This is a genomic window from Pseudomonas sp. PB106 (assembly GCF_009764645.1).
Taxonomy (GTDB): Bacteria; Pseudomonadota; Gammaproteobacteria; order Pseudomonadales; family Pseudomonadaceae; genus Aquipseudomonas.
The window spans coordinates 16,275-37,372 of record NZ_RWIM01000103.1 but is presented as its reverse complement, the minus strand read 5'-3'; the positions used below and the strand labels follow the sequence as shown (position 1 = coordinate 37,372).

At 56.0% G+C, this 21,098-nt stretch carries 19 protein-coding genes; 5 read left to right on the top strand and 14 right to left on the bottom strand.

Annotated features, from left to right (window positions below; all coding sequences use genetic code 11):
* Window positions 1-7: 7 nt before the first annotated feature.
* The 8 genes from EJA71_RS13710 to acs form a co-directional block, all read right to left on the bottom strand.
* On the bottom strand, window positions 8-1,228 hold the full coding sequence (locus EJA71_RS13710; RefSeq protein WP_158957662.1) for an aspartate aminotransferase family protein: 1,221 nt from the start codon (window positions 1,226-1,228) through the stop codon (window positions 8-10).
* A gap of 399 nt (window positions 1,229-1,627) precedes the next feature.
* Window positions 1,628-2,608 (bottom strand): transcriptional regulator ArgR, encoded by a 981-nt coding sequence (argR, locus tag EJA71_RS13705; protein WP_158957660.1) that lies wholly within the window; start codon window positions 2,606-2,608, stop codon window positions 1,628-1,630.
* Window positions 2,609-2,849: 241 nt separating this feature from the next.
* A complete protein-coding gene (locus tag EJA71_RS13700; RefSeq protein ID WP_003227281.1) occupies window positions 2,850-3,614 on the bottom strand; it encodes an ABC transporter ATP-binding protein in 765 nt (254 codons plus the stop codon).
* A 31-nt stretch (window positions 3,615-3,645) separates the two neighbouring features.
* On the bottom strand, window positions 3,646-4,758 hold the full coding sequence (locus tag EJA71_RS13695; RefSeq protein ID WP_158957658.1) for a M14 family metallopeptidase: 1,113 nt from the start codon (window positions 4,756-4,758) through the stop codon (window positions 3,646-3,648).
* A 1-nt stretch (window position 4,759) separates the two neighbouring features.
* Complete coding sequence (locus tag EJA71_RS13690; protein WP_105706868.1) at window positions 4,760-5,458, bottom strand: ABC transporter permease; 699 nt, start codon at window positions 5,456-5,458, stop codon at window positions 4,760-4,762.
* Window positions 5,455-6,144 carry an ABC transporter permease gene (locus EJA71_RS13685; protein ID WP_158957656.1) on the bottom strand — a complete coding sequence of 230 codons (690 nt, stop codon included), beginning with the start codon at window positions 6,142-6,144 and terminating at the stop codon, window positions 5,455-5,457. Before EJA71_RS13685 ends, EJA71_RS13690 begins: the two co-directional genes overlap by 4 nt.
* A 91-nt stretch (window positions 6,145-6,235) precedes the next feature.
* Complete coding sequence (locus EJA71_RS13680) at window positions 6,236-7,009, bottom strand: ABC transporter substrate-binding protein (RefSeq protein ID WP_158957654.1); 774 nt, start codon at window positions 7,007-7,009, stop codon at window positions 6,236-6,238.
* A gap of 749 nt (window positions 7,010-7,758) precedes the next feature.
* Window positions 7,759-9,714 carry an acetate--CoA ligase gene (acs, locus tag EJA71_RS13675; RefSeq protein ID WP_034153332.1) on the bottom strand — a complete coding sequence of 652 codons (1,956 nt, stop codon included), beginning with the start codon at window positions 9,712-9,714 and terminating at the stop codon, window positions 7,759-7,761.
* Between the two features lie 383 nt (window positions 9,715-10,097).
* Here acs and EJA71_RS13670 point away from each other — a divergent pair, with 383 nt between their 5' ends.
* Both EJA71_RS13670 and EJA71_RS13665 read left to right on the top strand, forming a co-directional pair.
* Window positions 10,098-10,358, top strand: coding sequence for a DUF2790 domain-containing protein (locus EJA71_RS13670; RefSeq protein WP_008084846.1), 261 nt, complete (start codon window positions 10,098-10,100; stop codon window positions 10,356-10,358).
* 562 nt (window positions 10,359-10,920) lie between these two features.
* On the top strand, window positions 10,921-12,171 hold the full coding sequence (locus EJA71_RS13665) for a ribonucleotide-diphosphate reductase subunit beta (RefSeq protein WP_008084848.1): 1,251 nt from the start codon (window positions 10,921-10,923) through the stop codon (window positions 12,169-12,171).
* An 84-nt stretch (window positions 12,172-12,255) separates the two neighbouring features.
* On the opposite strand, the gene EJA71_RS13660 is transcribed toward EJA71_RS13665, so the two are convergent.
* On the bottom strand, window positions 12,256-13,584 hold the full coding sequence (locus EJA71_RS13660; protein WP_158957652.1) for an McrC family protein: 1,329 nt from the start codon (window positions 13,582-13,584) through the stop codon (window positions 12,256-12,258).
* Complete coding sequence (locus EJA71_RS13655; RefSeq protein WP_158957650.1) at window positions 13,581-15,203, bottom strand: McrB family protein; 1,623 nt, start codon at window positions 15,201-15,203, stop codon at window positions 13,581-13,583. Before EJA71_RS13655 ends, EJA71_RS13660 begins: the two co-directional genes overlap by 4 nt.
* Window positions 15,204-15,517: 314 nt before the next feature.
* Between EJA71_RS13655 and EJA71_RS13650 the strand changes: the two genes are divergently transcribed.
* On the top strand, window positions 15,518-16,507 hold the full coding sequence (locus EJA71_RS13650; protein ID WP_158957648.1) for a hypothetical protein: 990 nt from the start codon (window positions 15,518-15,520) through the stop codon (window positions 16,505-16,507).
* 3 nt (window positions 16,508-16,510) lie between these two features.
* On the opposite strand, the gene EJA71_RS13645 is transcribed toward EJA71_RS13650, so the two are convergent.
* The 4 genes from EJA71_RS13645 to EJA71_RS13630 form a co-directional block, all read right to left on the bottom strand.
* Complete coding sequence (locus EJA71_RS13645) at window positions 16,511-17,707, bottom strand: hypothetical protein (protein ID WP_158957646.1); 1,197 nt, start codon at window positions 17,705-17,707, stop codon at window positions 16,511-16,513.
* 112 nt (window positions 17,708-17,819) lie between these two features.
* Entirely contained in the window at window positions 17,820-18,512 is a 693-nt protein-coding gene (locus EJA71_RS13640) for a hypothetical protein (RefSeq protein WP_158957644.1), read from the bottom strand.
* Between the two features lie 33 nt (window positions 18,513-18,545).
* Window positions 18,546-18,911: a hypothetical protein gene (locus EJA71_RS13635; RefSeq protein WP_158957642.1), complete on the bottom strand. Its 366-nt coding sequence runs from the start codon at window positions 18,909-18,911 to the stop codon at window positions 18,546-18,548.
* Between the two features lie 43 nt (window positions 18,912-18,954).
* A complete protein-coding gene (locus EJA71_RS13630; RefSeq protein WP_158957640.1) occupies window positions 18,955-19,770 on the bottom strand; it encodes a sulfite exporter TauE/SafE family protein in 816 nt (271 codons plus the stop codon).
* Between the two features lie 112 nt (window positions 19,771-19,882).
* On the opposite strand from EJA71_RS13630, the gene EJA71_RS13625 reads away from it, so the two are divergent.
* Both EJA71_RS13625 and EJA71_RS13620 read left to right on the top strand, forming a co-directional pair.
* Window positions 19,883-20,650: a helix-turn-helix domain-containing protein gene (locus tag EJA71_RS13625; RefSeq protein ID WP_158957638.1), complete on the top strand. Its 768-nt coding sequence runs from the start codon at window positions 19,883-19,885 to the stop codon at window positions 20,648-20,650.
* A gap of 93 nt (window positions 20,651-20,743) precedes the next feature.
* On the top strand, window positions 20,744-21,061 hold the full coding sequence (locus EJA71_RS13620) for an XRE family transcriptional regulator (protein WP_158957636.1): 318 nt from the start codon (window positions 20,744-20,746) through the stop codon (window positions 21,059-21,061).
* Window positions 21,062-21,098: the final 37 nt, after the last annotated feature.

Below are 21,098 nucleotides of genomic sequence, written 5' to 3'. Positions count from 1 at the left end.
GGGTCAATCAGGCTTGCGTCAGTGCTGCAGCGGCGCGTTCGAAGCGGTCCAGACCGGCATCGATATCGGCGTCTTCCACCACCAGGCTCGGGGCGAAACGGATCACGTCCGGGCCGGCTTGCAGAATCATCAGGCCTTCTTTTTCAGCGGCGTTGAAGATGTCCTTGGCCTTGCCTTTCCAAGTCTCGTTCAGCACGCAACCGATCAGCAGACCAAGACCACGCACCTGAGTGAACAGGCCGTACTTCTCGCCGATCTGCTCAAGGCGCGCCTTGAACTTGTCGTGCTTGCTGTTAACGCCGGCCAGCACTTCAGGGGTGTTGATCACGTCGATCACCGCTTCAGCGACTGCGCACGCCAGCGGGTTGCCGCCGTACGTGGTGCCGTGAGTGCCGACGACCAGATGTTTGGCCAGCGCTTCGGTGGTCAGCATCGCCGCGATCGGGAAACCGCCGCCCAGGCTCTTGGCACTGGTGAGGATGTCCGGGGTCACGCCGTAATGCTGGTAGGCGAACAGCTTGCCGCTGCGGCCCATGCCGGTTTGCACTTCGTCGAACACCAGCAGCGCGTTGTTCGCGTCGCACAGTTCGCGGGCACCTTGCAGGTAAGCCAGTTCAGCCGGCAGCACGCCGCCCTCGCCCTGGATCGGTTCCAGCACGACCGCACAGGTCTTGTCGGAAACGGCTGCTTTCAGCGCGGCCAGATCGTTGTAAGGCACGTGGGTGATGCCGGTGATTTTCGGGCCGAAACCGTCGGAGTACTTCGACTGGCCACCGACGTTAACGGTGAACAAAGTACGGCCGTGGAAGCTGTTCAGCGCGGCGATGATTTCGTACTTCTCAGTGCCGAAACGGTCGAACGCCACGCGACGGGCCAGCTTGAACGCGGCTTCGTTGGCTTCGGCGCCGGAGTTGCAGAAGAACACGCGCTCGGCGAACGTGGCGTCGATCAGCTTGTGCGCCAGGCGCAGGGCCGGTTCATTGGTGAACACGTTGGACACGTGCCACAGCTTGTTCGCCTGTTCGGTCAATGCACCGACCAGCGCCGGGTGCGCATGGCCCAATACGTTAACGGCAATCCCGCCGGCGAAGTCGATCAGCTCGCGGCCGGCCTGATCCCAGACGCGGGAACCGGCGCCACGCACCGGAATGAAAGCGGCAGGCGCGTAGTTGGGAACCATTACCTGGTCGAAATCGGCGCGTTGTACCGCAGCGTGCTCAACGGACATCGGAGTCTCCTGATGAGGAACGCTCGCCTGAAACTGGCGAGCGATGGGGGGATTGTAAGGACAGTTTTCAGCCCGGCCTTGCCGCCAAGCGACAACTTCTTATAGCGCAAACCCCGGATTTTCCCGGGTTTACGGCAATGCGACATATAGCGTCGCAAAGGCGCAGTTTAACTGGCCGCGCCCGTTTGCGGCAGGCTTGCTGATTTGTAGCCGATCAGGAATTTTCATGTGCGGTATATATGTATCGCACATCGTTCTGAATAACGGTTTTTACTGGGCGGACGTTTCCAGCGCAGATGACCGCTCATGGCCAAAAACACACCGGCGATTCAGTGCAAGTACGAAGAGGAAGTCGTCGACTTTAGCCAAGGGCAAAGTCGACGCAGGACAACGCGCGGATCAACCGCGCTCGGGCGGCACCGACGACAGTTCGAACGGGCTGCTGCTGCGCCGCTGGTTGCGATCTTCTCGCGGCGTGGCACCGAAGAAGTTGCGATAGGCGCTGGAGAAATGCGGCCCCGAAGAGAAGCCACAGGACAAACCGATCTGGATGATCGACTTGCTGGTTTGCATCAACATTTGCCGGGCCTTGTTCAGGCGCAATTCCAGGTAGTACTGGCTCGGCACACGGTTGAGGTATTGCTTGAAGATCCGCTCCAGCTGACGACGGGATACGCAGACGTGCTGGGCGATTTCGTCGGTGGTCAGCGGTTCTTCGATGTTGGCTTCCATCAGCAACACCGCTTGAGTGAGTTTCGGATGACTGGAACCGAGACGGTTCTGCAACGGAATGCGCTGGCGCTCGCCGCCTTCACGGATACGTTCAACCACCAATTCTTCCGAGACTGCACCGGCCAACTCGGCACCGTGATCACGGGCCAATACTGCCAACAGCAAATCGAGAACGGACATGCCGCCGCATGCGGTCAGACGATCGCGATCCCAGTCGAACAAATGACTGGTGGCGATGACTTTCGGGAAACGTTCAGCGAAATCGTCCTGCCAGCGCCAGTGCACGGCGGCGCGATAACCATCGAGCAAACCGAGTTGTGCCAATGGATACACGCCGGCCGACAGACCGCCAATGACCGTGCCGGCGCGAACCAATTGCTTGAGCGCGCTACTGAGCGCAGGCGCCAACGTGGTCGGTGGCTCGTCGGCGAGGAGGAACAGTTTCTGGAAGTTTTCGAGTTTGCCGGTCCAGGCTTCACCGGGTAATTGCCAGGATCCTTCGGTCGGCGGCTCGGCCTGGAGGAACGACAGTTCGTAGACCACGTCCGGGTGCACACGCTGAGCAACACGCAAGGCTTCCTCCGCCAGCGCCAGCGTCAACGCTTTAGTGCTGGGCCAAATCAGGAAACCAATTCGATGGGCAGTCATGGGCGGGCAATCCGAAGCGAAAAACAGTGATGAAGGCGTGGGCCAATGCTAGCCCGTAAATGAACACAAATCTTGAGACCAACACCGATCAACTGTAGGAGCTGTCGAGTGAAACGAGGCTGCGATCTTTTGATCTTAAAAGCAAAGTCAAAAGATCGCAGCCTGCGGCAGCTCCTACAGGGGATTTTGGTCGGTCTCTAGGTCGCGAAGCATGACCTAATTTGGTGCATAACGGCAGCGATTACTTGAGGCTGCCCGAGAGGAATTGTTGCAAACGTTCCGATTGCGGATTGACCAGCACTTCACGCGGGTTGCCGCTCTCTTCAACCACACCTTTGTGCAGGAACACCAGTTGATTCGACACCTCACGGGCAAAGCCCATTTCGTGCGTCACCACAACCATGGTGCGACCTTCCTGAGCCAGCGCTTGCATGACTTTCAGCACGTCGCCCACCAATTCAGGGTCAAGCGCCGAGGTCGGTTCGTCGAACAGCATCACTTCCGGTTCCATCGCCAGCGCACGGGCAATCGCCACGCGCTGCTGCTCGCCACCGGACATGTGCCCAGGGAACGCGTCTTTACGATGGGCCACGCCCACCTTGTTCAGGTAGTGCTCGGCTTTCTCGCGAGCTTCGGCCTTGGACACGCCGAGTACATGCACCGGCGCTTCCATGATGTTTTCCAGCGCAGTCATGTGCGACCACAGGTTGAAATGCTGGAACACCATCGACAGGCGCGAACGCATGCGTTGCAGCTGCTTCGGATCAGCGGCTTTCAGCGCGCCGTCCTTGTTCGCCACCAGTTTCAGCTCTTCGTTGTTGAGCAGAATCTTGCCCGCGTGCGGCTGCTCGAGCAGGTTGATGCAGCGCAGGAAAGTACTTTTGCCGGAGCCACTGGAGCCGATGATGCTGATCACATCGCCGGCTGCCGCTTTCAGGGACACGCCCTTGAGCACTTCGTGACTGCCATAGCGTTTATGCAGGTCTTGGACTTCAAGTTTGTACATGCGGTCGGTTCTCACAAAAACAGTCAGTCAGTCAGTCGTTGAGCAAGCGCCCGTGACGCAGCGCTTCGCGCCCCGCCACCTTGGCCAGCCAGAAACCGGGTTGGGCATAACGCAGCCGTTCAATGGCAAACAGCACCCCGGAGGTACCAGCACATACTGTGCTGACCCGATCGGACAGAGGATCAATCACTTCAAAAATCTCGTCGCCCGCCTCGACCCATTCGCCGGGCTTGCGCAGAAAACTCACCACGCCTGGGTGCGGCGCGAGGAGCAACTCGGTGCCTTCGAACGGCATGCCTTCACAGGCTTCATGGGCCGGGTTCGGCCACTCGCCGGTGATCAAGCCCTGCTCCGCGAGGAACGCGAGAATACCTTCAGCATAGGCTTCGGCTTCAGCGCGACCGGTGTCGGCTTGGCCGCCGAGTTCAATCGTGGTCGCCAGACATGCCAGCGGAATCTGCGCCTCGGGGAACTGCCGCGACAGCCGCAACCAAGGCAACGAGCAAGCCTCGTCAAACGAGCTGCCGCCGGAATCTTCCGCGAGCAAACCGACGCGCACATTCAGGTGCGCCGCCAGCGAACGCCACTGCGGCCAATGCTGCGGCAACGCGTACATGTGCAGCGCGGCCTCGGCATCGCAATGCAGATCAAGCACCACATCGGCGGTGCAGGCATGGCTGAGCAACACGCGTTGCATGCCTTGCAACTGGCTGCTCGCTTCCGGCAATGCCGCCAAGTGATCGGCCATCGCCTGACGAATCAAATGCACATTGGCGTGCGGATCATCACCGAGACGGTCGGCCAATGCCGCCGCAACCGGCGCGCTCAGCTCGACGAAATCACGGTTGAAATTCTTGCCGCTGCCCGCCTCGAAACGGCCCTGGTGATTGCCTTGCAGCAACTGCCCAAGACCCAGCGGGTTGGCGACTGGCGCCAGTTCGATGACACCGTTGAGCAAGCCTTTGGCTTCGAGTTCGCCGAGGCGCTTTTTCAGTTCCCAAGCGGTGCGCATGCCCGGCAATTCATCAGCGTGCAGACTGGCCTGAATGTAGGCCTTGCGCTCGCCGCGACCGAAGCGGAACACCGAGATCTTGCGCTCGCTGCCCAGATGGCTCCACGGCAATACGTGATCGATGCGTTCCATATCAGTGCTTCCGCGGGGCCAGATAGCTCAACCAGCGACGCTCGGCCAGTTTGAACAGTTTGACCAGAATGAACGTCAGGCACAGGTAGAACACGCCAGCGGTGATGTACGCCTCGAACGGCAGATAGAACTGCGCGTTGACGGTGCGCGCTGCGCCAGTGATGTCGATCAAGGTCACGATGGAGGCCAGACTGGTGGTCTGCAGCATCATGATCACTTCGTTGCTGTACTGCGGCAGTGCGCGGCGCAGGGCCGATGGCAGCAGGATGCGTTTGTACAGTTTGAAGCGCGACATGCCCATGGCCTTGGCCGCTTCGATCTCACCGTTCGGCGTGGCCTTAAGGCTACCGGCGATGATTTCTGCGGTGTAGGCGCTGGTATTGACTGCAAAGGCCAGGCACGCACAGAACGTTGCGCTGGACAGCCACGGCCAGAAGATACTTTCCCGTACTGCTTCGAACTGGGCCAGACCGTAGTAGATCAGGAACAGTTGCACCAGCATCGGCGTACCGCGAATGACGTAGGTGTACAGCCACGCGGCGCCGTTGACGACCGGGTTCTTCGAGACGCGCATCAGCCCCAGCGGCAGGGCCGCCAGCAGACCGAAAAACAGCGAGAGCGCGAGCAATTTGAGGGTGGTCAACAGCCCGCCGAGGTACAGCGGCATCGCCTCCCAAATGACGTTGTAGTCGAAGATCATAGATCAGCCGCCCTTACGCCTACCGAGTAGCGCTTCTCGAGTTGACGCAATGCCAGCAACGAGACACTGGTGATCACCAGGTACATCGCCGCCACTGCGAGGAAGAAGGTGAAAGGCTCGCGAGTGGCATCTGCCGCCTGCTTGGCCTTGAACATCATGTCTTGCAGACCGACCACGGAAATCAGCGCGGTGGCCTTGGTCAGTACCAGCCAGTTGTTGGTGAAACCCGGAATTGCCAGACGAATCATCTGCGGCACCATCACCCGGAAGAACACCTGAAAACTGCTCATGCCGTACGCCATGCCCGCTTCGGCCTGACCTTTCGGGATCGCCATGAACGCGCCACGGAAGGTTTCCGACAGGTAGGCACCGAAGATGAAACCGAGGGTGCCGATACCGGCGGCCAATGGATTCAGGTCGATGTAATCGTCATAGCCGAGCATCGGCGCCACGCGGTTGAGCAAGTCCTGACCGCCGTAGAAAATCAGCAGGATCAGCACCAGATCGGGAATCCCGCGAATCACCGTGGAATACAGATCGCCCAGCCAGGCCAGCCAGCGCACTGGCGACAGGCGCAACGCGACACCGATCAGCCCGAGAACGATGGCCAGAGCCATGGACGACAAGGCGAGCTGAAGCGTCAGCCATGCGCCATCGAGGATGACAGCCCCGTAGCCTTTCAACATGATTCAGGTCCTCGAAAGTTGGGATGAAAAAATGGCGCAAACCGCAGAGATCCTGTTGCTTGCGCCATTTCGGACTTGTCGCAGAGACGTGTTACTTGCCGTAGATATCGAAGGCGAAGTACTTGTCCTGGATTGCTTTGTATTTGCCGTTTTCGCGGATGGCCGCGATGGCAGTGTTGATCTTGTCTTTCAGGGCATCGCCCTTACGGACTGCGATGCCTACGCCGTCGCCGAAGTATTTGACGTCGGTGAACGCAGGGCCTGCAAACGCGAAGCCTTTGCCGGCGTCGGTGTTCAGGAAGCCGTCTTGCAGCAGGGTGGCGTCAGCCACGGTGCCGTCGAGGCGACCGGCGGCCACGTCGAGGTAGATTTCGTTCTGCGAGCCGTACGGTTTGATCTCGGCACCCAGCGGGGCCAGGACTTCGCGGGCGAAGCGCTCGTGGATCGAACCACGTTGTACGCCGATGTTCTTGCCCTTCAGCTCAGCCAGACCTTCGCTGACCTGAGTACCGGCCTTCATGACCAGACGAGCTGGGGTGTTGTAGTACTTGTTGGTGAAGTCGACCGACTTCTTGCGATCTTCAGTGATCGACATGGACGACAGGATCGCGTCGATCTTGCGCACTTTCAGTGCCGGGATCAGACCGTCGAACTCTTGCTCGACCCACACACACTTGACCTGCATCTGCTCGCACAGGGCGTTGCCGATGTCGTAGTCGAAACCAACGATGCTGCCGTCCGGCGCTTTCGAAGCGAACGGAGGGTAAGCCGCTTCGATACCGATTTTCAGAGGTTTTTCGTCAGCGAACGCATTCAGCGACAGCACGGACAGTGCCAGGGCGCCAAGCAGCACAAGTTTCTTCATCTTGGGACTCCATCGGTAAAGGGCAAAAACGGCAGAGTGAGCGACAGCCCAATATGCGAATGGGTGAATAGGGAAATCGGTTGCTGCATCGGTGGGAAATTTCCCATTGGAACCGTCGGAGGTTTCAACGTCAGCCACGATGAGCGAGTGATCGGCATTCTAACGACAGGCCCGAAGCCGATATTTCTTCAATGCGACAACTAATTACAGATGCACAGAGAAAGCGACTTGAGCGCATTGACAGCCCTGCGATTTCATGCAGGAGCGAAAGGCAGTGAACCGATCTATGCTGCAAATTGCGGGCCTATTATTCGCAAACCCTTCTAATCCGGCAAGCGCAGCGTTAAGTCTTATTTTTCGGAGGGAGTGTGGAGGCTCTAAAACGGGGCAATGCGTTTCCCTTCGCCCCGTCGCGGGGCGGGCGGTTACACATTCGGTTACGTGGAAGGCGCGGGGTAACAGCGGGAAATGTCTTACAGCGCAGATCGATAATTATTGACCGCGATCGTTCCCACGCTCCGCGTGGGAATGCAGCAAAGGACGCTCCGCGTCCCCGGAGCCGACGCAGAGCGTCGAGGGAGGCATTCCCACGCAGAGCGTGGGAACGATCATCGCGTTTCTTCAGGTGGAATGCGATCCCTGTAGGAGTGAGCCTGCTCGCGATGAGGCCCGCCCAGCCACCACAAAACTTCCAGACACAAAAAAGCCCCACCCGGCAAAACCGGACAGGGCTCCTAAGGATTTAGCAGTTAAGCCACATTCATCGTCTTGTGCGTATCAATCAAATGCTGCACCACACCCGGATCCGCCAGCGTCGAGATATCCCCCAACCCATCGTATTCCGCCGTGGCAATCTTGCGCAGAATGCGGCGCATGATCTTGCCCGAACGCGTCTTCGGCAGCCCCGGCGCCCACTGGATCACATCCGGCGAAGCAATCGGTCCGATCTCTTTGCGCACCCAGTTTTTCAGCTCCAGACGCAGCTGCTCGGTCGGCTCCTCGCCATTCTTCAACGTGACATAGACATAAATGCCCTGCCCCTTGATGTCATGCGGCACACCCACAACTGCCGCCTCAGCGACTTTAGGATGCGCAACCATCGCGCTCTCGATCTCCGCCGTACCCATGCGGTGGCCCGACACGTTGAGCACGTCATCGACACGCCCGGTGATCCAGTAGTAACCATCGGCATCACGACGCGCGCCGTCACCTGTGAAGTACATGCCACGGAAGGTCTTGAAGTAGGTATCGACGAAACGATCGTGGTCGCCATACAGCGTGCGCGCCTGACCTGGCCACGAATCGAGAATCACCAGATTGCCTTCAGCCTCGCCCTCAATAATGTTACCGAGGTTGTCGACCAGCGCCGGCACCACACCAAAGAACGGACGCGCCGCCGAACCCGGTTTCAGCGCGTGAGCACCCGGCAACGGGCTCATCATGTTGCCGCCGGTTTCGGTCTGCCACCAGGTATCAACGATCGGGCAACGCGACTTGCCGACATTCTTGTAGTACCAGTCCCAGGCTTCCGGGTTGATCGGCTCGCCAACCGAACCGAGCAGACGCAGGCTGCTGCCATCCGCGCCTTCAACAGCGGCCTGACCCGAGGCCATCATCGCGCGGATCGCGGTCGGCGCGGTGTAGAGGATGTTGACCTTGTGCTTGTCGACGATTTTCGCCACCCGGGTGATGTCCGGATAGTTCGGCACGCCTTCGAACAGCAGCGTGGTCGCGCCATTCGCCAGCGGGCCGTAGACGATGTAGCTGTGGCCGGTGACCCAGCCGACGTCGGCGGTGCACCAGTAAACTTCGCCCGGACGGTAGTCGAACACGCGCTCATGGGTCATCGCCGCGTACAGCAAATAACCGCCGGTGGTGTGCTGCACGCCCTTCGGCTTGCCGGTCGAACCGGAGGTATAAAGGATGAACAGCGCTTCTTCGGCGCCCATCTCTTTCGGCGCGCAAACGGTGCCCGCCACTTTCATCAGGTCTTCGTACCAGATGTCGCGATGCTGGTTCCACTTGATGTCGCCACCGGTGCGCTTGCAGACGATGACTTTCTGAATGCTGCTAGTTTCCGGGTTGGTCAGCGCGTCGTCGACGTTGGCCTTGAGGGAAATCTTCTTGCCGGCGCGGATGCCTTCGTCAGCGGTGATCACCACTTTCGATTTGCAGTCGATGATGCGACCGGCCAGGGCTTCCGGCGAGAAACCGCCGAACACCACCGAGTGAATCGCGCCGATCCGGGTGCAGGCCAGCATGGCGACCACGGCTTCGGGAATCATCGGCATATAAATGGTCACCACGTCGCCGCGGTGCACGTCCTGACCACGCAGGGCGTTGGCGAGTTTGCACACTTGTTCGTGCAGTTCGCGGTAGGTGATGTTGCGGCTCTCGGAAGGATCGTCGCCCTCCCAGATGATCGCGACTTGATCGCCGCGCTCGGCCAGATGACGGTCGAGGCAGTTGTAGGAAACGTTCAGGGTGCCGTCGGCAAACCACTTGATGTCGACATGGTGATCGTCGAACGACGTCTGTTTCACCGTGGTGAAAGGTTTGATCCAGTCGAGACGCTGAGCTTGCTCGCGCCAGAAGCCGTCAGGGTTGACGACCGACTGCTGGTACATGGCTTTGTAGGTCGCCTCGTCAGTCAGCGTGTTAGCCAGAACCTCGGGACGAACGGGATACAGAGAAGCCGCACTCATCTTTCCTACCTCGGTGTAATAGTTGTTTTTGTATGACCCTGTTGTAACGGGGCGGGGGCCATAGAACCATTCGACGATGGTAGTAACAAGCCCTCGCCCACCCACGAGGGCCCGTGTAGGAGCTGCCGAAGGCTGCGATCTTTTGATCTTCAGGCGATTGTTACCAAATCTGCCAAAGGTGTTTATCAAAACCCGCTCTGTTTACCCCCGCCCCAACTCCCTAAAATTCACCTCGCCAACAAGGCAACCGCGATTAACAACGATACAGCCCCCACGAAGGCCGTTAATCCAAGTCTCAAGTAATAACTGCAAACGATGAAGTTCCACACGCAACCCTAAAAAGGTTGCGTGACCCCACTCGACCTCAAAAAGGTAAATTTGAAATGAAAGCTTTATTGGTTCTGGCCCTCAGCAGTCTGTGCGCAACCGCCATGGCAGATGAGGTCCCGACTGATGTCGCACAGCAACAACCGGTGATCGAGGAATACACTTACTCCACTCACCTGGACATCGCCAATGTTGTATCGATGAGTGAAATTCCGAACGTCTGCGAAGTAGTACCGGCAAAAATGGAGTACGACGACTCCAAAGGTCAGCGCCACATCCTGCGCTACAGCGTGATGGGCAACGGCTGCACCAATTGATGATTCGAGACTGCACCGAATTGGATCTCTCAGCGCGTCATTGAGGGTCGATTCCAGCCCGACTTCGGTCGGGCTCAGTTGTGTCTGGAGTCGGTCAAAAGGGTTGCAAAACACAAGATATAGTGAAAAACGCAGTTTTTTGCTCATTTCTTGAGCAACCAAAGCCTGGCGAAAAAATTAATCAAAAAAAATTCTCACGGGCCAACATCCGCGAAAGCCCTGTAAACCCTCGCTCCGACTGAAATACCCTTCCCGATCGACCGCCCTGTGCTGATTCGCCTCCCCCACGCACGTGTTTTTTTCCCTATAATGCCGCCCTAATCGGGTCAGCAATATTCCCTTACAGGGACCAACGCCATTCTGAAGCCCCGCAGTCGCGTTCAACGTGATCTGCGCCCGTCAGAGGCTCTCGGAAACCCGTACAAAATTCTGTTTTATTGCCTGCCTTAGCTGCTGCAAAAAACGATTCCTTAAGATCCAACGCGGTCTGTACGACCGTGTGAAAAACCAACCAATCAGGTTTCACACGGGCGACAGGCCCTCACGCAGGAGACGACACGTCATGCTGAGCTGGGACGAATTCGACAAAGAAGACAGTGAAGTAGCAACCGTGAAAGGCGCCAACGCCGGCCACGCTACTGAAGCCAACATGGACCGCCTCGACAACGCTGGCGGTGCCGCTGCGATCGAAGCTCGCGCCGTGACTGCCGACGACTCGGCCGCTGTCGCCCGCGCCAAGGCTGCACTGAACTCCCTCGACGTCGCCGAAGGCCTCGCCGAACTCGAAGGCGCCTCCGCCCGTGTCGCCGTTGACGAAAAGCGCATGATCAACTGCCGCGCCGACCTCAACCAACTCGTGCCATTCAAGTACGACTGGGCCTGGCAGAAGTATCTGGACGGTTGCGCAAACCACTGGATGCCGCAAGAAGTCAACATGACCGCCGACATCGCCCTCTGGAAAGACCCGGAAGGCCTGACCGACGACGAGCGCCGCATCGTCATGCGCAACCTCGGCTTCTTCTCCACCGCCGACTCCCTGGTTGCCAACAACCTGGTACTGGCCGTGTACCGCCTGATCACCAACCCGGAATGCCGCCAGTACATCCTGCGCCAGGCTTTCGAAGAAGCGATCCACACCCACGCCTACCAGTACTGCATCGAATCGCTGGCCATGGATGAAGGCGAAATCTTCAACATGTACCACGAGATCCCATCGGTTGCTAAGAAGGCAGCCTGGGGCCTGAAATACACCCGCTCGATCTCCGATCCGAAGTTCGAAACCGGCACCCCGGACACCGACAAAGAACTGCTGCGCAACCTGATCGCCTACTACTGCGTTCTGGAAGGCATCTTCTTCTACTGCGGCTTCACCCAAATCCTCTCCATGGGCCGCCGCAACAAAATGACCGGCGTCGCCGAGCAGTTCCAATACATCCTGCGCGACGAATCCATGCACCTGAACTTCGGCATCGACGTGATCAACCAGATCAAAATCGAAAACCCACATTTGTGGGATGCCGAGATGAAGGAAGAAGCGACCCAGATGATTCTGCAGGGTACGCAGCTGGAGATCGAATACGCGCGTGACACCATGCCTCGCGGGGTGTTGGGCATGAACGCGGCGATGATGGAGGACTACCTGAAGTTCATCGCTAACCGTCGTTTGTCGCAGATTGGTTTGAAGGAAGAGTACCCAGGGACGACGAACCCGTTCCCTTGGATGAGCGAGATTATGGACTTGAAGAAAGAGAAGAATTTCTTTGAGACGAGAGTTATTGAGTATCAGACTGGTGGTGCTCTGAGCTGGGACTAATGGTCTCGCTCGGCATGATTTGACGATTGCGGTTTGAGTCGGCGAGTCGAGAAAGCAAAAAGCCCCGAACTGATCGGGGCTTTTTTATTGGGTGTTTTTTTGTAATATGTGATTTGAAGGTTCTGAGTTTTGAGAATGCACCATCGAATGAAGGGGAAACCCCTCAGGAGCGCCAACTAGTACGCCACGCTCCATATCAAACGGCAACACCCAAAGTTTAAGTTGCGGAGAAAATTCAAATACTTCTAGCGGCACATCAAACGCTGAACGCCTTGGATAGACCAGCATCAACTCTCCCTCACCTCCAAGGTATTTATGACCATACGCAAACAATTGGTAAAAATCGGATTGTTTCAAACCGTAGTTTTTTCCTTCTGCAAAAGAGCTCACCCTTTTCCACTTTGTATCTAGTACCCATTTTTTTTGTTGAGAGCCAACTATTAGATCTGGCTTTAGTTTGAAGAAGCTCCTTCCCCTGTGCTGACACATGGACTCGCTTTGGGCCTGAGACTGAAGATGGGCACCTGGAAGTAAATCAGCGTGAAGGCTAGCAGCAACATAGCGTTCAAACAGCTTTTCCATAGGAAATAACAGGCTCATGCCATGCCAATCGCCAGCCACCGCCAACGGTACATGTTGATTAATAATCAGCTCACACCATGGTTTTACTGGAACGTAGTGAGCCATCAACCGTTCTCCGCTCCATTTCTTGAAATCCTGCTGAGCGTCGCAACTTGCAGGAATTTCTAACAAAGCATTTCTTAGCTCCTGGGCCAGACGCCAGCTACCTGCATCCTTCGTAACCTTGCAAACTTGATCTAACGCAAATTTGAGCAATCTATTCTCCGGACGATCAGGTGAATAGATATCATGTCGAATTTGGAATCGATGTTGACGGCCGGTTGGCTGGCGCATTTGTTTGACAAAATCCAACTGGCCACGCAAGAACCGTTGCTCCTCCTCCACACGCAAATAGTCAAAACGCAAACCTCGTTTAACTAAATGTTCCAAAGCTAATAAAAACTGGCTGATGATCCATTCACTCAGTGGCGCATCGAAATACTGTAGATCTGCCGCACCGACATCCCGAGTTGGTAATTTCAGTGATGCCTGAATCATTCGACGAAGCAACGCTCTGCTCTGAACGATGCAATCTTCACTCTCAAAATGTTTGGGAAGTATCTCGATAACTGTCCCGCAAGGCGTTTCCAACACTCCGACAAAGTTATCGAGCATCAGTAAACAACGGTTTTCCAGCTGAATCAGTGACGCACCCGCGCGACTAAAATTAGCATTCAAATTGCACAGCCAGTCAAAAGCAGATACCGATACTTGTACGAGATCCAACGTGGGTTCAGCAATTGCATCCGTTGTAAGCCTCGCGTACTCACGGACAGTGATGACGGATTTCACACCCTCTCACCTTTCAATGCTCCGATTACGGCTACACCCAGATGCCGAGTATTGAATTCACGACCACTTACATGGTGCGTTGTTAACCCATGCGCTGCAGCAAGCTCACGTAGAATGGGCTTAGATGGACTAACGATCTTCCCAGATTTCAAAACCTCGATCGACCCGCTCTCCAATTGTCGAACCAGAATATCATCTTTTTCTGCTTCGATACCTTCCTGGATTTTAGGAGGTATCGATTGGTGATCGATAATTCCCCAAAACGACTCAATACGAGCAAACGCGTCCTCGTTAATATTCCAATGGTTATTCTCGCTATTCAGTGTCACTTGATCGCCAAAAATAGAATTAGAACTGATTGATGGCTGTTGGATAAAACAATTCTCAAAAGCCTTGCGATGATCATTGAGAACCCACTGAATACGCTGCCAGTCTTCGAAAAAATACTCTTGCAGCAACGGCACGATCTGCTCGCGAAAGATCTGCCCCAGCCGTTCCACTGTCGAGTCTTTTTCTAGCGACATGAAATACGCATGTCCCAAACAATGATCTCGATCTAGAAGCAGTTCGATCCGCTGATTCATCACGTTCAGAAGCTGACCTACGTTGATCCCTTCCACCACAACATTTTTCAATAACTCTGGTTTTGGTGTCATTTCTCGGAATGTAAAACGTCTGCGCAAAGCGATGTCTAAACCTGCCAAGGAACGATCGGTTGTATTCATAGTGCCTATTAAATAGACATTACCAGGAACACTGAATCTCTCTTTAGAATAGGGAAGCGTAATCTCAAGACTCTCTTCCGCGCCCATACGCTTGGACGGTTCAACGAGCGTAATTAGTTCACCAAAAATCCGCGAAATATTTCCACGATTTATTTCATCAATAATCAACACTCGCGCACTATTATGCTGACCCATCGCGATAGACTTTACTTCATTATGCGGCCTGCTCAAAACACGCTCGACCAAAGTAGGGAGTATATTGTTGTAGCCGTTAACAAGATATGGTTCAAGTTTCGTCTCGGGAATCTTATCAAATACCGACTTGATATTAATATCAGCAACTGTCAATCTGCCGGCACGCACATATTCAGCCAAGGTATTGAGAATACTCATCCCGATTGGAAGCTGTTTCCCATTGGGTTTTATTAAGCTTAGCAATTCAGTAGAGGAACTTTCGACAACGTAGCCTCTGCCAAATGACTCACCTTTCGAAAAGCATTGGCCCAGCGCGCCGTCTGCGTTGGAATCTCGAAAAGGTGAGCCTAGTGATTTTGCAGCGGAAGATGGATCCCGTGAGGAGTCAGCACTCGCATCAGAGCACAAGTTTTTGAACACTCCGTCGGCAACCTCATAACGAAGTTGCCCATCTTCACCACTCACTGCTCGAAGTCCCTCAACAAAGTCCTCGTAGCTAAAGCTCTGATGAAACGTCACAAACTCGACGTGACCGTCTGCGGCTAGCTCATCAAAACGTTTTTTGAGGGTTGCGCGGTCTTCTCTATTGGACTGCAGAAAATCTGGATCCAGAATCTCCAGCGCGGCTTCGATGGTCGCGTACGTTTTGCCAGTTCCCGGAGGGCCGAACAAAATTTGGTTGAGTGCAGGCGAAGTCATCGAAGCGCTTTCCTTGCTATTAGCAGAATATGTGGAGATTGAACCAAAACATTTGGTGATCTCACCGCTTGAAAAAGCGGCGCTCATCGTAGGAAATGGCTCACTACTTATGGAAACTATTCCTACAACGGTACCCACATTGCTATCACGGGTAAAGCACGTGAGCCTCACAAGGAATCCGCCAGAGTTGATGCCACCCGTCGCCAACAGGCTACCTCCCACGAATCCAGCATCATCCTGAAAACAATCAGTGCAACCCGCCCCGCCTCCCGCTATTAATACCCCTCCCCCCACTCAAGGATCCGAGCCCCACCATGAAATTCGATCTCGCCTACTGCCTCAGCCTCGACGACAAGTTGTCGATCTATGATGTTCGCGATCTCAATTTCGATGAGACGGTGGCGTTCGACTCTGCGAAGGAACACTTCCAGTGCCCCAACGATGCCTGTCGTTCGGCGTTCGAGGCTTCCAATGAGTTGGGGACGTTTAACGCCAAGAACGTGAATTACGTGCGCACGCCGCACTTCAAGAATCTGCCCACTACCCAACATGTGGCGGGTTGTCCGTATGTGAGTTTGAAGGCGTCGGCGTCGGGCGTTGAGACGGCGGATGGCGAGGTGGATGACGGGCGTGAGGAGCACTTCCCATCGGAGTTGTTGCTGACCCGGCGTGAGTATGTGCGCAAGCCTGTCGCGCCAGCGGGGGCGGCGGATGTTTTGCGCGATGATCCGGTTCGGGTGGTGGCGGACGGTGGTAAAGAGTCGGCGGGTCGTGAGTCGGCGCCGGACAAGACCAGTGTGTTTGCGCATCCGGTGGAGTGTTTTGTTTCCAACTTCGCGGACAAGGAGTTGCTTAAGCGGATGCCGTTGAAGGTCGGCGAGCATTCGGCGCCGTACAGTTCGTTCTTCAAGAAGGTTGAGTATCTGACAGACAACAAGGGGCTGATTTACTGGGGGCGGATCAAGAAGATCGAGGACTTCCACAGTGGTGCCAGTTTTCGCATCGATTTCGTAGACAAGGTCTGGTTCAAGAAGCCCGAGGACAGTAAGAAGAAGCCGTATCCGGTCAGCGTTTATCTGAACAAGAAGCTGATCGACAACTACCGCAAGCGTAAGGCGTTTCTGGAAGAGATCAAGCACGCGGCGGATAGCGACAAGGCGTTGTTCTGTTTCTTCTATGGGGTGACGCCGGAGTTGAAGCAGGTGCCTGGCAAGAAGAACCCCGAAAAGCCTTTCGAGGTCTTCAATGCCAATATCGAGAACCTGGATCACTTCATTATTCGTGAAGCGCCGGGGCTGGAGTGACGGTTAACCCTGGGGCAGTTGCAGTTTGACGGCGCCGGGGTGTTGTTTGATCAGCGAGTACGGCAGGATCGACCAGTCGGGTGAATCGCAGGCTCGCTCGACACGGGCAAAGTACGCGCCCACATACAAACCTTTTTCGCTGAAGTGCCAGTTGGAATAGCTCCAGTTGTCTTCATTGGTGAAGTCGCAACTGTCTTCATCACCTTCCTCCGGTTTCTTCATTTCATCCGGGTACAACGCGGTGAGTTGTTTGATCAGCCACGGCTTGAAGACTTCGCTTTGGTACTTCGAGCGCGCGGCGTCTTCGACCTCGGTCAACGGCTGGTCACCGCCTCGGTAACGATCGGCGTGAAGAATTGGCTGCCCCTCGCCCACCCAAAGGACGTCTTCGAGCGACAACGGATGGCCGGTTTTCACATCGATGTTAAGCGGTGAATCGCCGAAGTCCGGGTGCGCGCCGCCGCAGTCGTAGCTGGTGGAAATGTTCAGGCTGATCACACTAGGCGAGATAAAAGTCGGGGTGACGTCCTGGAGGAATTCGGCATTTTCGCCGCCTCGCAACTGGCAACCGTAATAACTGATGGCCTCGTCCCACAAGCGCCCGAGCAACTGCTGGTTAACCCGTTGCAGATCTTCTTGTGGCATCCCGGATTCGATGCTGAACATGGACATCTGGGTATCAGGCTCTTCCCACCGTTGCAGGGAGTAGCCCATGAAGTCCTGCTTTTTACCGGGTTTGAGTTTGAGTCCCTGAAGCCGCAGATATTCGTAGGGCTCGGACTTGGGCAACTTGGCGATGTAGGGAAGAGCATTCGCCGGCACTTCGGGAAGTGGCGTATCGGTGACCAGTACGGGCAGTTTTTTGCCTTTAGCGTTTTGCCATTCGCCTTTCCAGCCGGCCTCAATCGGTTTCAGTTTGAGGGTCGGTAATGGCTTGTCCGGGTCCATCCGATTGCTGCCCTCTGTGAGCAGCAAAACGTCATTTTTATAGGTGCCGTTTAGCTCTAGATCGCGGTGAAACTTCTCATAGCAGTAGCGACCTGTGACTTGTTCCGGATCACTGATGTCGACTTCGAAAACGATCGGCATCTTGCCCAATGTGCCAGTGAACACCATCCGGTTATCTTCGGCGTGCGCGGTGGACAGCATTGAGAACAGCAGAGCGGCGCATGGTGCCAGGTGCATCAGTCCCTTGAGCATTGATCGTTCCTTGAAAGAGGCAGAGGCCGCGCCGGCACTTGCGGGCCGGCGCGGATAAATTCGCGGAGGATTATGGCGAGGAGTTGTTGCGGAATCGAGCTTCATTGCACGATCAATTCATTTGCAGTCCGCCCTCGAAAGCACGGATCTCTCGCTCAGCCTTCTTGCGTCGGACCATCGCAGCCTGAACTTCTATCTCATCGACAGCGCAATATCGGCGTAGCCAGTGGGCGACCATTTCTTCATCTGGCCTGAAGTAATCCTTGCGCCCCTTGCTGTTTCTAAGTTGACTGTTCATCTGCGCATCGAACCCGATAGCCGCACGTTCGCCCTGCGGCAAACAGCCCCACTCGGCAGCGCAATCCTGGAAAAACCAGGCGATTTGTTCAATGTGTTTTTGGGCTCCGCGATGGCTGCGACGATAGAACTGTTGTTCCGCGCAGGCTTTTTCAAAACGATCCGACAGAATTCCCGCATCAACCCATTGCATGAAGTCATGGTTGATCGCATCGCGTATCAAACCTTCGTGCCAGCGTTCAACAAGTCCAGCGACAAACCCTTCAACATCGGCCTTTTTGGCATTGGCCAAGATCATGCAATAACGGGTTTGCACATGAATGACGAGCAACACATGTTTGCGCTGGACGGAGATTGCGTGCACCAGCCACTGCTCGCTGGAGTTGCCCAATTCATCATTTTCGATCACAGCGGTCGGCGGCTTATCGTCCACTGGCGTGATCTTTTTACCCTTGTGAACACGACTGAAGAATTTGCTGGCAGCTTCGGAGCAATTGAAGATCAACATCCTGGTTCTCTAGTAAATTCTGGAGGACAACGCTCAGTCATCGTTTGTGATTTCTTCCGCCCATTCAATTTGGTAAGGCTGACGCACGGCTTCCGAAATCCTCTCACGCTGCGCTTCGCTGAGGCCGGACAATTCCTCATCAGTCAGCAAGTCACGCGCGACCATCATAAACAATGGCAGCCACACGTTTGAACGGCTCATTCGCTGATCAAATACATCCGCCATGTCTTTATCTCGACTGCGAACAAGGCGATACAGTGTCAGGTAGCGCGCGTGAGCTGAGAGAGTCTTGTTTTTAGCGACGATTTGGGTCTCTGCCAGAACACCTTGGCAAAAACGATCCAGCGCCAACTTGCGCAGCTCCTTGTACTTTTTCCAATCACTCTCGGAAATCGACATATCCCCCTCCACTGCTTGATTACGAACAGAGCCAAGCACCCACTCACTTGAGTGAAATGCTCAGCATCACAATGATCAACAAACCAATATAGACCCAAGCATGCACCCGATCCGGAATCCGCCCGATCCACGGCGTGGCCAGTCTGATCCCCAACAACGACCCCACCGTCAGCAGCGCAAACGCCAGCAAATCCACATACCCGATAAACCACGCGCCCAACGCAGCCTGACTGAACCCGGCCAGCGCCATGTACGTCAGCGTCCCAGCCAACGCCACCGGCACGCTCAGCGGATTGGCCATGGACGTCGCTTGCGACATGCTCAGTCCGCAACGACGCAACAGCGGCACGGTCATGACGCTGCCTCCTACACCGAGAAACGTGGCGATGGCGCCGATGCCTACACCGCCTGCGGAAGTTTCCGTATTACCGAGTCGGCGTGGGATGACGTTTGCGTTCTGAGTGAGGAATCCGCGTCTGAGCAAGCAGTCGACGATGGTCACGCCGAGGTAGGCGATGAACGCGTAGCGAATCACCTCGCCACTGACCCACACCGCCGCTATCGCGCCGATCACTGAGCCGACTGCAATAAATCCACCCAATGGCCACAGGTAATGGCGGATGAGGTTGCCGGCGCGACGGTGTTTGTCGGTGGCGATGAGGGCGTTGACGATCATTACGCAGGTTGAGGTAGCGACGGCGATGTGCATCGCCGATTGGCCGATAGGGTCGTCGGCGCCGTGGCTGGCGGTGAGCAGGCGATACAGCAGCGGCACGACGACGAAGCCGCCGCCGAAGCCGAACAGCACAGCGGTGATGCCGGTCATGCAACCGAAAAGTGTGAGCGAGAGGTAGAACATTTCGAGTCGTCCGCAGGTGGGAAGCGAGCGAAGATAGAGCGGCATGGCTTGGCCTGCTTCAGCAAGTCAGCCAATAATATTTGCGTTTACGCCAACCCTTGGGAATCGCTCGATGCGCAATGTTTCGATCAATCTGTTGGATGACACACCGCGCAAGGTAGTAGCGATTGGGACGGATTATTCCCACGGACATCTGTTGCCGTTTCATACACATCGTCGGGCGCAATTGTTATACGGCGCGACCGGAGTGATGCAGGTCAGCACTCATGACGGCAACTGGGTGGTGCCGCCGCAGCGAGCGGTGTGGATTCCGCCGGGGGTGGCGCATGAGGTGTTGATGCTCGGGGTCAGCACGCGCAGCGTGTACATCGAACCGGGAGCGGTGGACCTGGGTGGGCATTGCCAAGTGATCAGTGTGTCGCCGTTGCTGAGGCAGTTGTTGATGGAAGCGGTGGAGTTGCCGTTGCTCTACGACGAGGCGGGTCGCGATGGCGTGTTGATCGATTTGCTCTTGCATGAACTCTCCCGCAGTGCGCCCCTGCCCTTGCACATTCCGTTGCCGGCTGACGGAAAACTGCTCGCGCTGTGTCAGAACTTTCTGCATCAACCCAATGCACATCAAACGCCGCAACAGTGGGCGGATCAGTTGCACGTAAGCTTGCGTACCTTCAATCGGCTGTTCCGCCAACAGACCGGGCTGAGTTTCAGCCAGTGGCGCCAGCGTGCCTGTGTGGTGCTCGCGCTGGCCAGGCTGGCGGCGGGCGATGCGGTGACGCGGATCGCTCTGGACTTTGGTTACGAGAGCCCGGCAGCGTTCTCGACGATGTTTCGGCGAGTGCTGGGTCAGGCACCGTCCGTCTGGTTGCAGGCGTCGACCTAGGGGAAATCGAAAATTGCGTTTGATCCCGGCCGAAAACAACTGTACAAAAACACAGTACATTTTCAATCAGCACTCTTGAGCCCGGAGCACACCATGGCCTCTCTTGCGATGAACCACATCCTCGAACGCATTGCCCTCTTCCAGTTCACCCCGACGCATTGTGTCCAGGCCCGAGCGATGCTGGGCTGGAGCGTGGAACAGCTGTCGCGGGAGGCCGAAGTTCCGGTTGAAGACATTCAACGGTTCGAGGCGCAGCACGACGTGGCAGATGCGGCGCGGTTGGCGCTGGCTTATCGATTTGAGGCGCAGGGGTTGGTGTTCTTTCCGGGATTTGCACCGGGGCGCAGTGCGAGTGTGCAGGGTGCGACGGCGGAATCGGTGGGGCGTGGGGATTTTGCGATGGCTGATTGAGTCATCTCATTTACCAGAACGTCATCGCGTTGGGGAG

Bases quoted from the DNA above. Each gene is read 5' to 3' on its own strand.
- EJA71_RS13670 (WP_008084846.1), top strand. From the start codon at position 10,098: ATGAAAGCTTTATTGGTTCTGGCCCTCAGCAGTCTGTGCGCAACCGCC.
- EJA71_RS13690 (WP_105706868.1), bottom strand. From the start codon at position 5,458: ATGATCTTCGACTACAACGTCATTTGGGAGGCGATGCCGCTGTACCTC.
- EJA71_RS13655 (WP_158957650.1), bottom strand. From the start codon at position 15,203: ATGACTTCGCCTGCACTCAACCAAATTTTGTTCGGCCCTCCGGGAACT.
- EJA71_RS13685 (WP_158957656.1), bottom strand. From the start codon at position 6,144: ATGTTGAAAGGCTACGGGGCTGTCATCCTCGATGGCGCATGGCTGACG.
- EJA71_RS13695 (WP_158957658.1), bottom strand. From the start codon at position 4,758: ATGGAACGCATCGATCACGTATTGCCGTGGAGCCATCTGGGCAGCGAG.
- EJA71_RS13650 (WP_158957648.1), top strand. From the start codon at position 15,518: ATGAAATTCGATCTCGCCTACTGCCTCAGCCTCGACGACAAGTTGTCG.
- EJA71_RS13710 (WP_158957662.1), bottom strand. From the start codon at position 1,228: ATGTCCGTTGAGCACGCTGCGGTACAACGCGCCGATTTCGACCAGGTA.
- EJA71_RS13665 (WP_008084848.1), top strand. From the start codon at position 10,921: ATGCTGAGCTGGGACGAATTCGACAAAGAAGACAGTGAAGTAGCAACC.
- EJA71_RS13625 (WP_158957638.1), top strand. From the start codon at position 19,883: ATGCGCAATGTTTCGATCAATCTGTTGGATGACACACCGCGCAAGGTA.
- EJA71_RS13645 (WP_158957646.1), bottom strand. From the start codon at position 17,707: ATGCTCAAGGGACTGATGCACCTGGCACCATGCGCCGCTCTGCTGTTC.
- acs (WP_034153332.1), bottom strand. From the start codon at position 9,714: ATGAGTGCGGCTTCTCTGTATCCCGTTCGTCCCGAGGTTCTGGCTAAC.
- argR (WP_158957660.1), bottom strand. From the start codon at position 2,608: ATGACTGCCCATCGAATTGGTTTCCTGATTTGGCCCAGCACTAAAGCG.
- EJA71_RS13620 (WP_158957636.1), top strand. From the start codon at position 20,744: ATGGCCTCTCTTGCGATGAACCACATCCTCGAACGCATTGCCCTCTTC.
- EJA71_RS13630 (WP_158957640.1), bottom strand. From the start codon at position 19,770: ATGTTCTACCTCTCGCTCACACTTTTCGGTTGCATGACCGGCATCACC.
- EJA71_RS13700 (WP_003227281.1), bottom strand. From the start codon at position 3,614: ATGTACAAACTTGAAGTCCAAGACCTGCATAAACGCTATGGCAGTCAC.
- EJA71_RS13680 (WP_158957654.1), bottom strand. From the start codon at position 7,009: ATGAAGAAACTTGTGCTGCTTGGCGCCCTGGCACTGTCCGTGCTGTCG.
- EJA71_RS13635 (WP_158957642.1), bottom strand. From the start codon at position 18,911: ATGTCGATTTCCGAGAGTGATTGGAAAAAGTACAAGGAGCTGCGCAAG.
- EJA71_RS13640 (WP_158957644.1), bottom strand. From the start codon at position 18,512: ATGTTGATCTTCAATTGCTCCGAAGCTGCCAGCAAATTCTTCAGTCGT.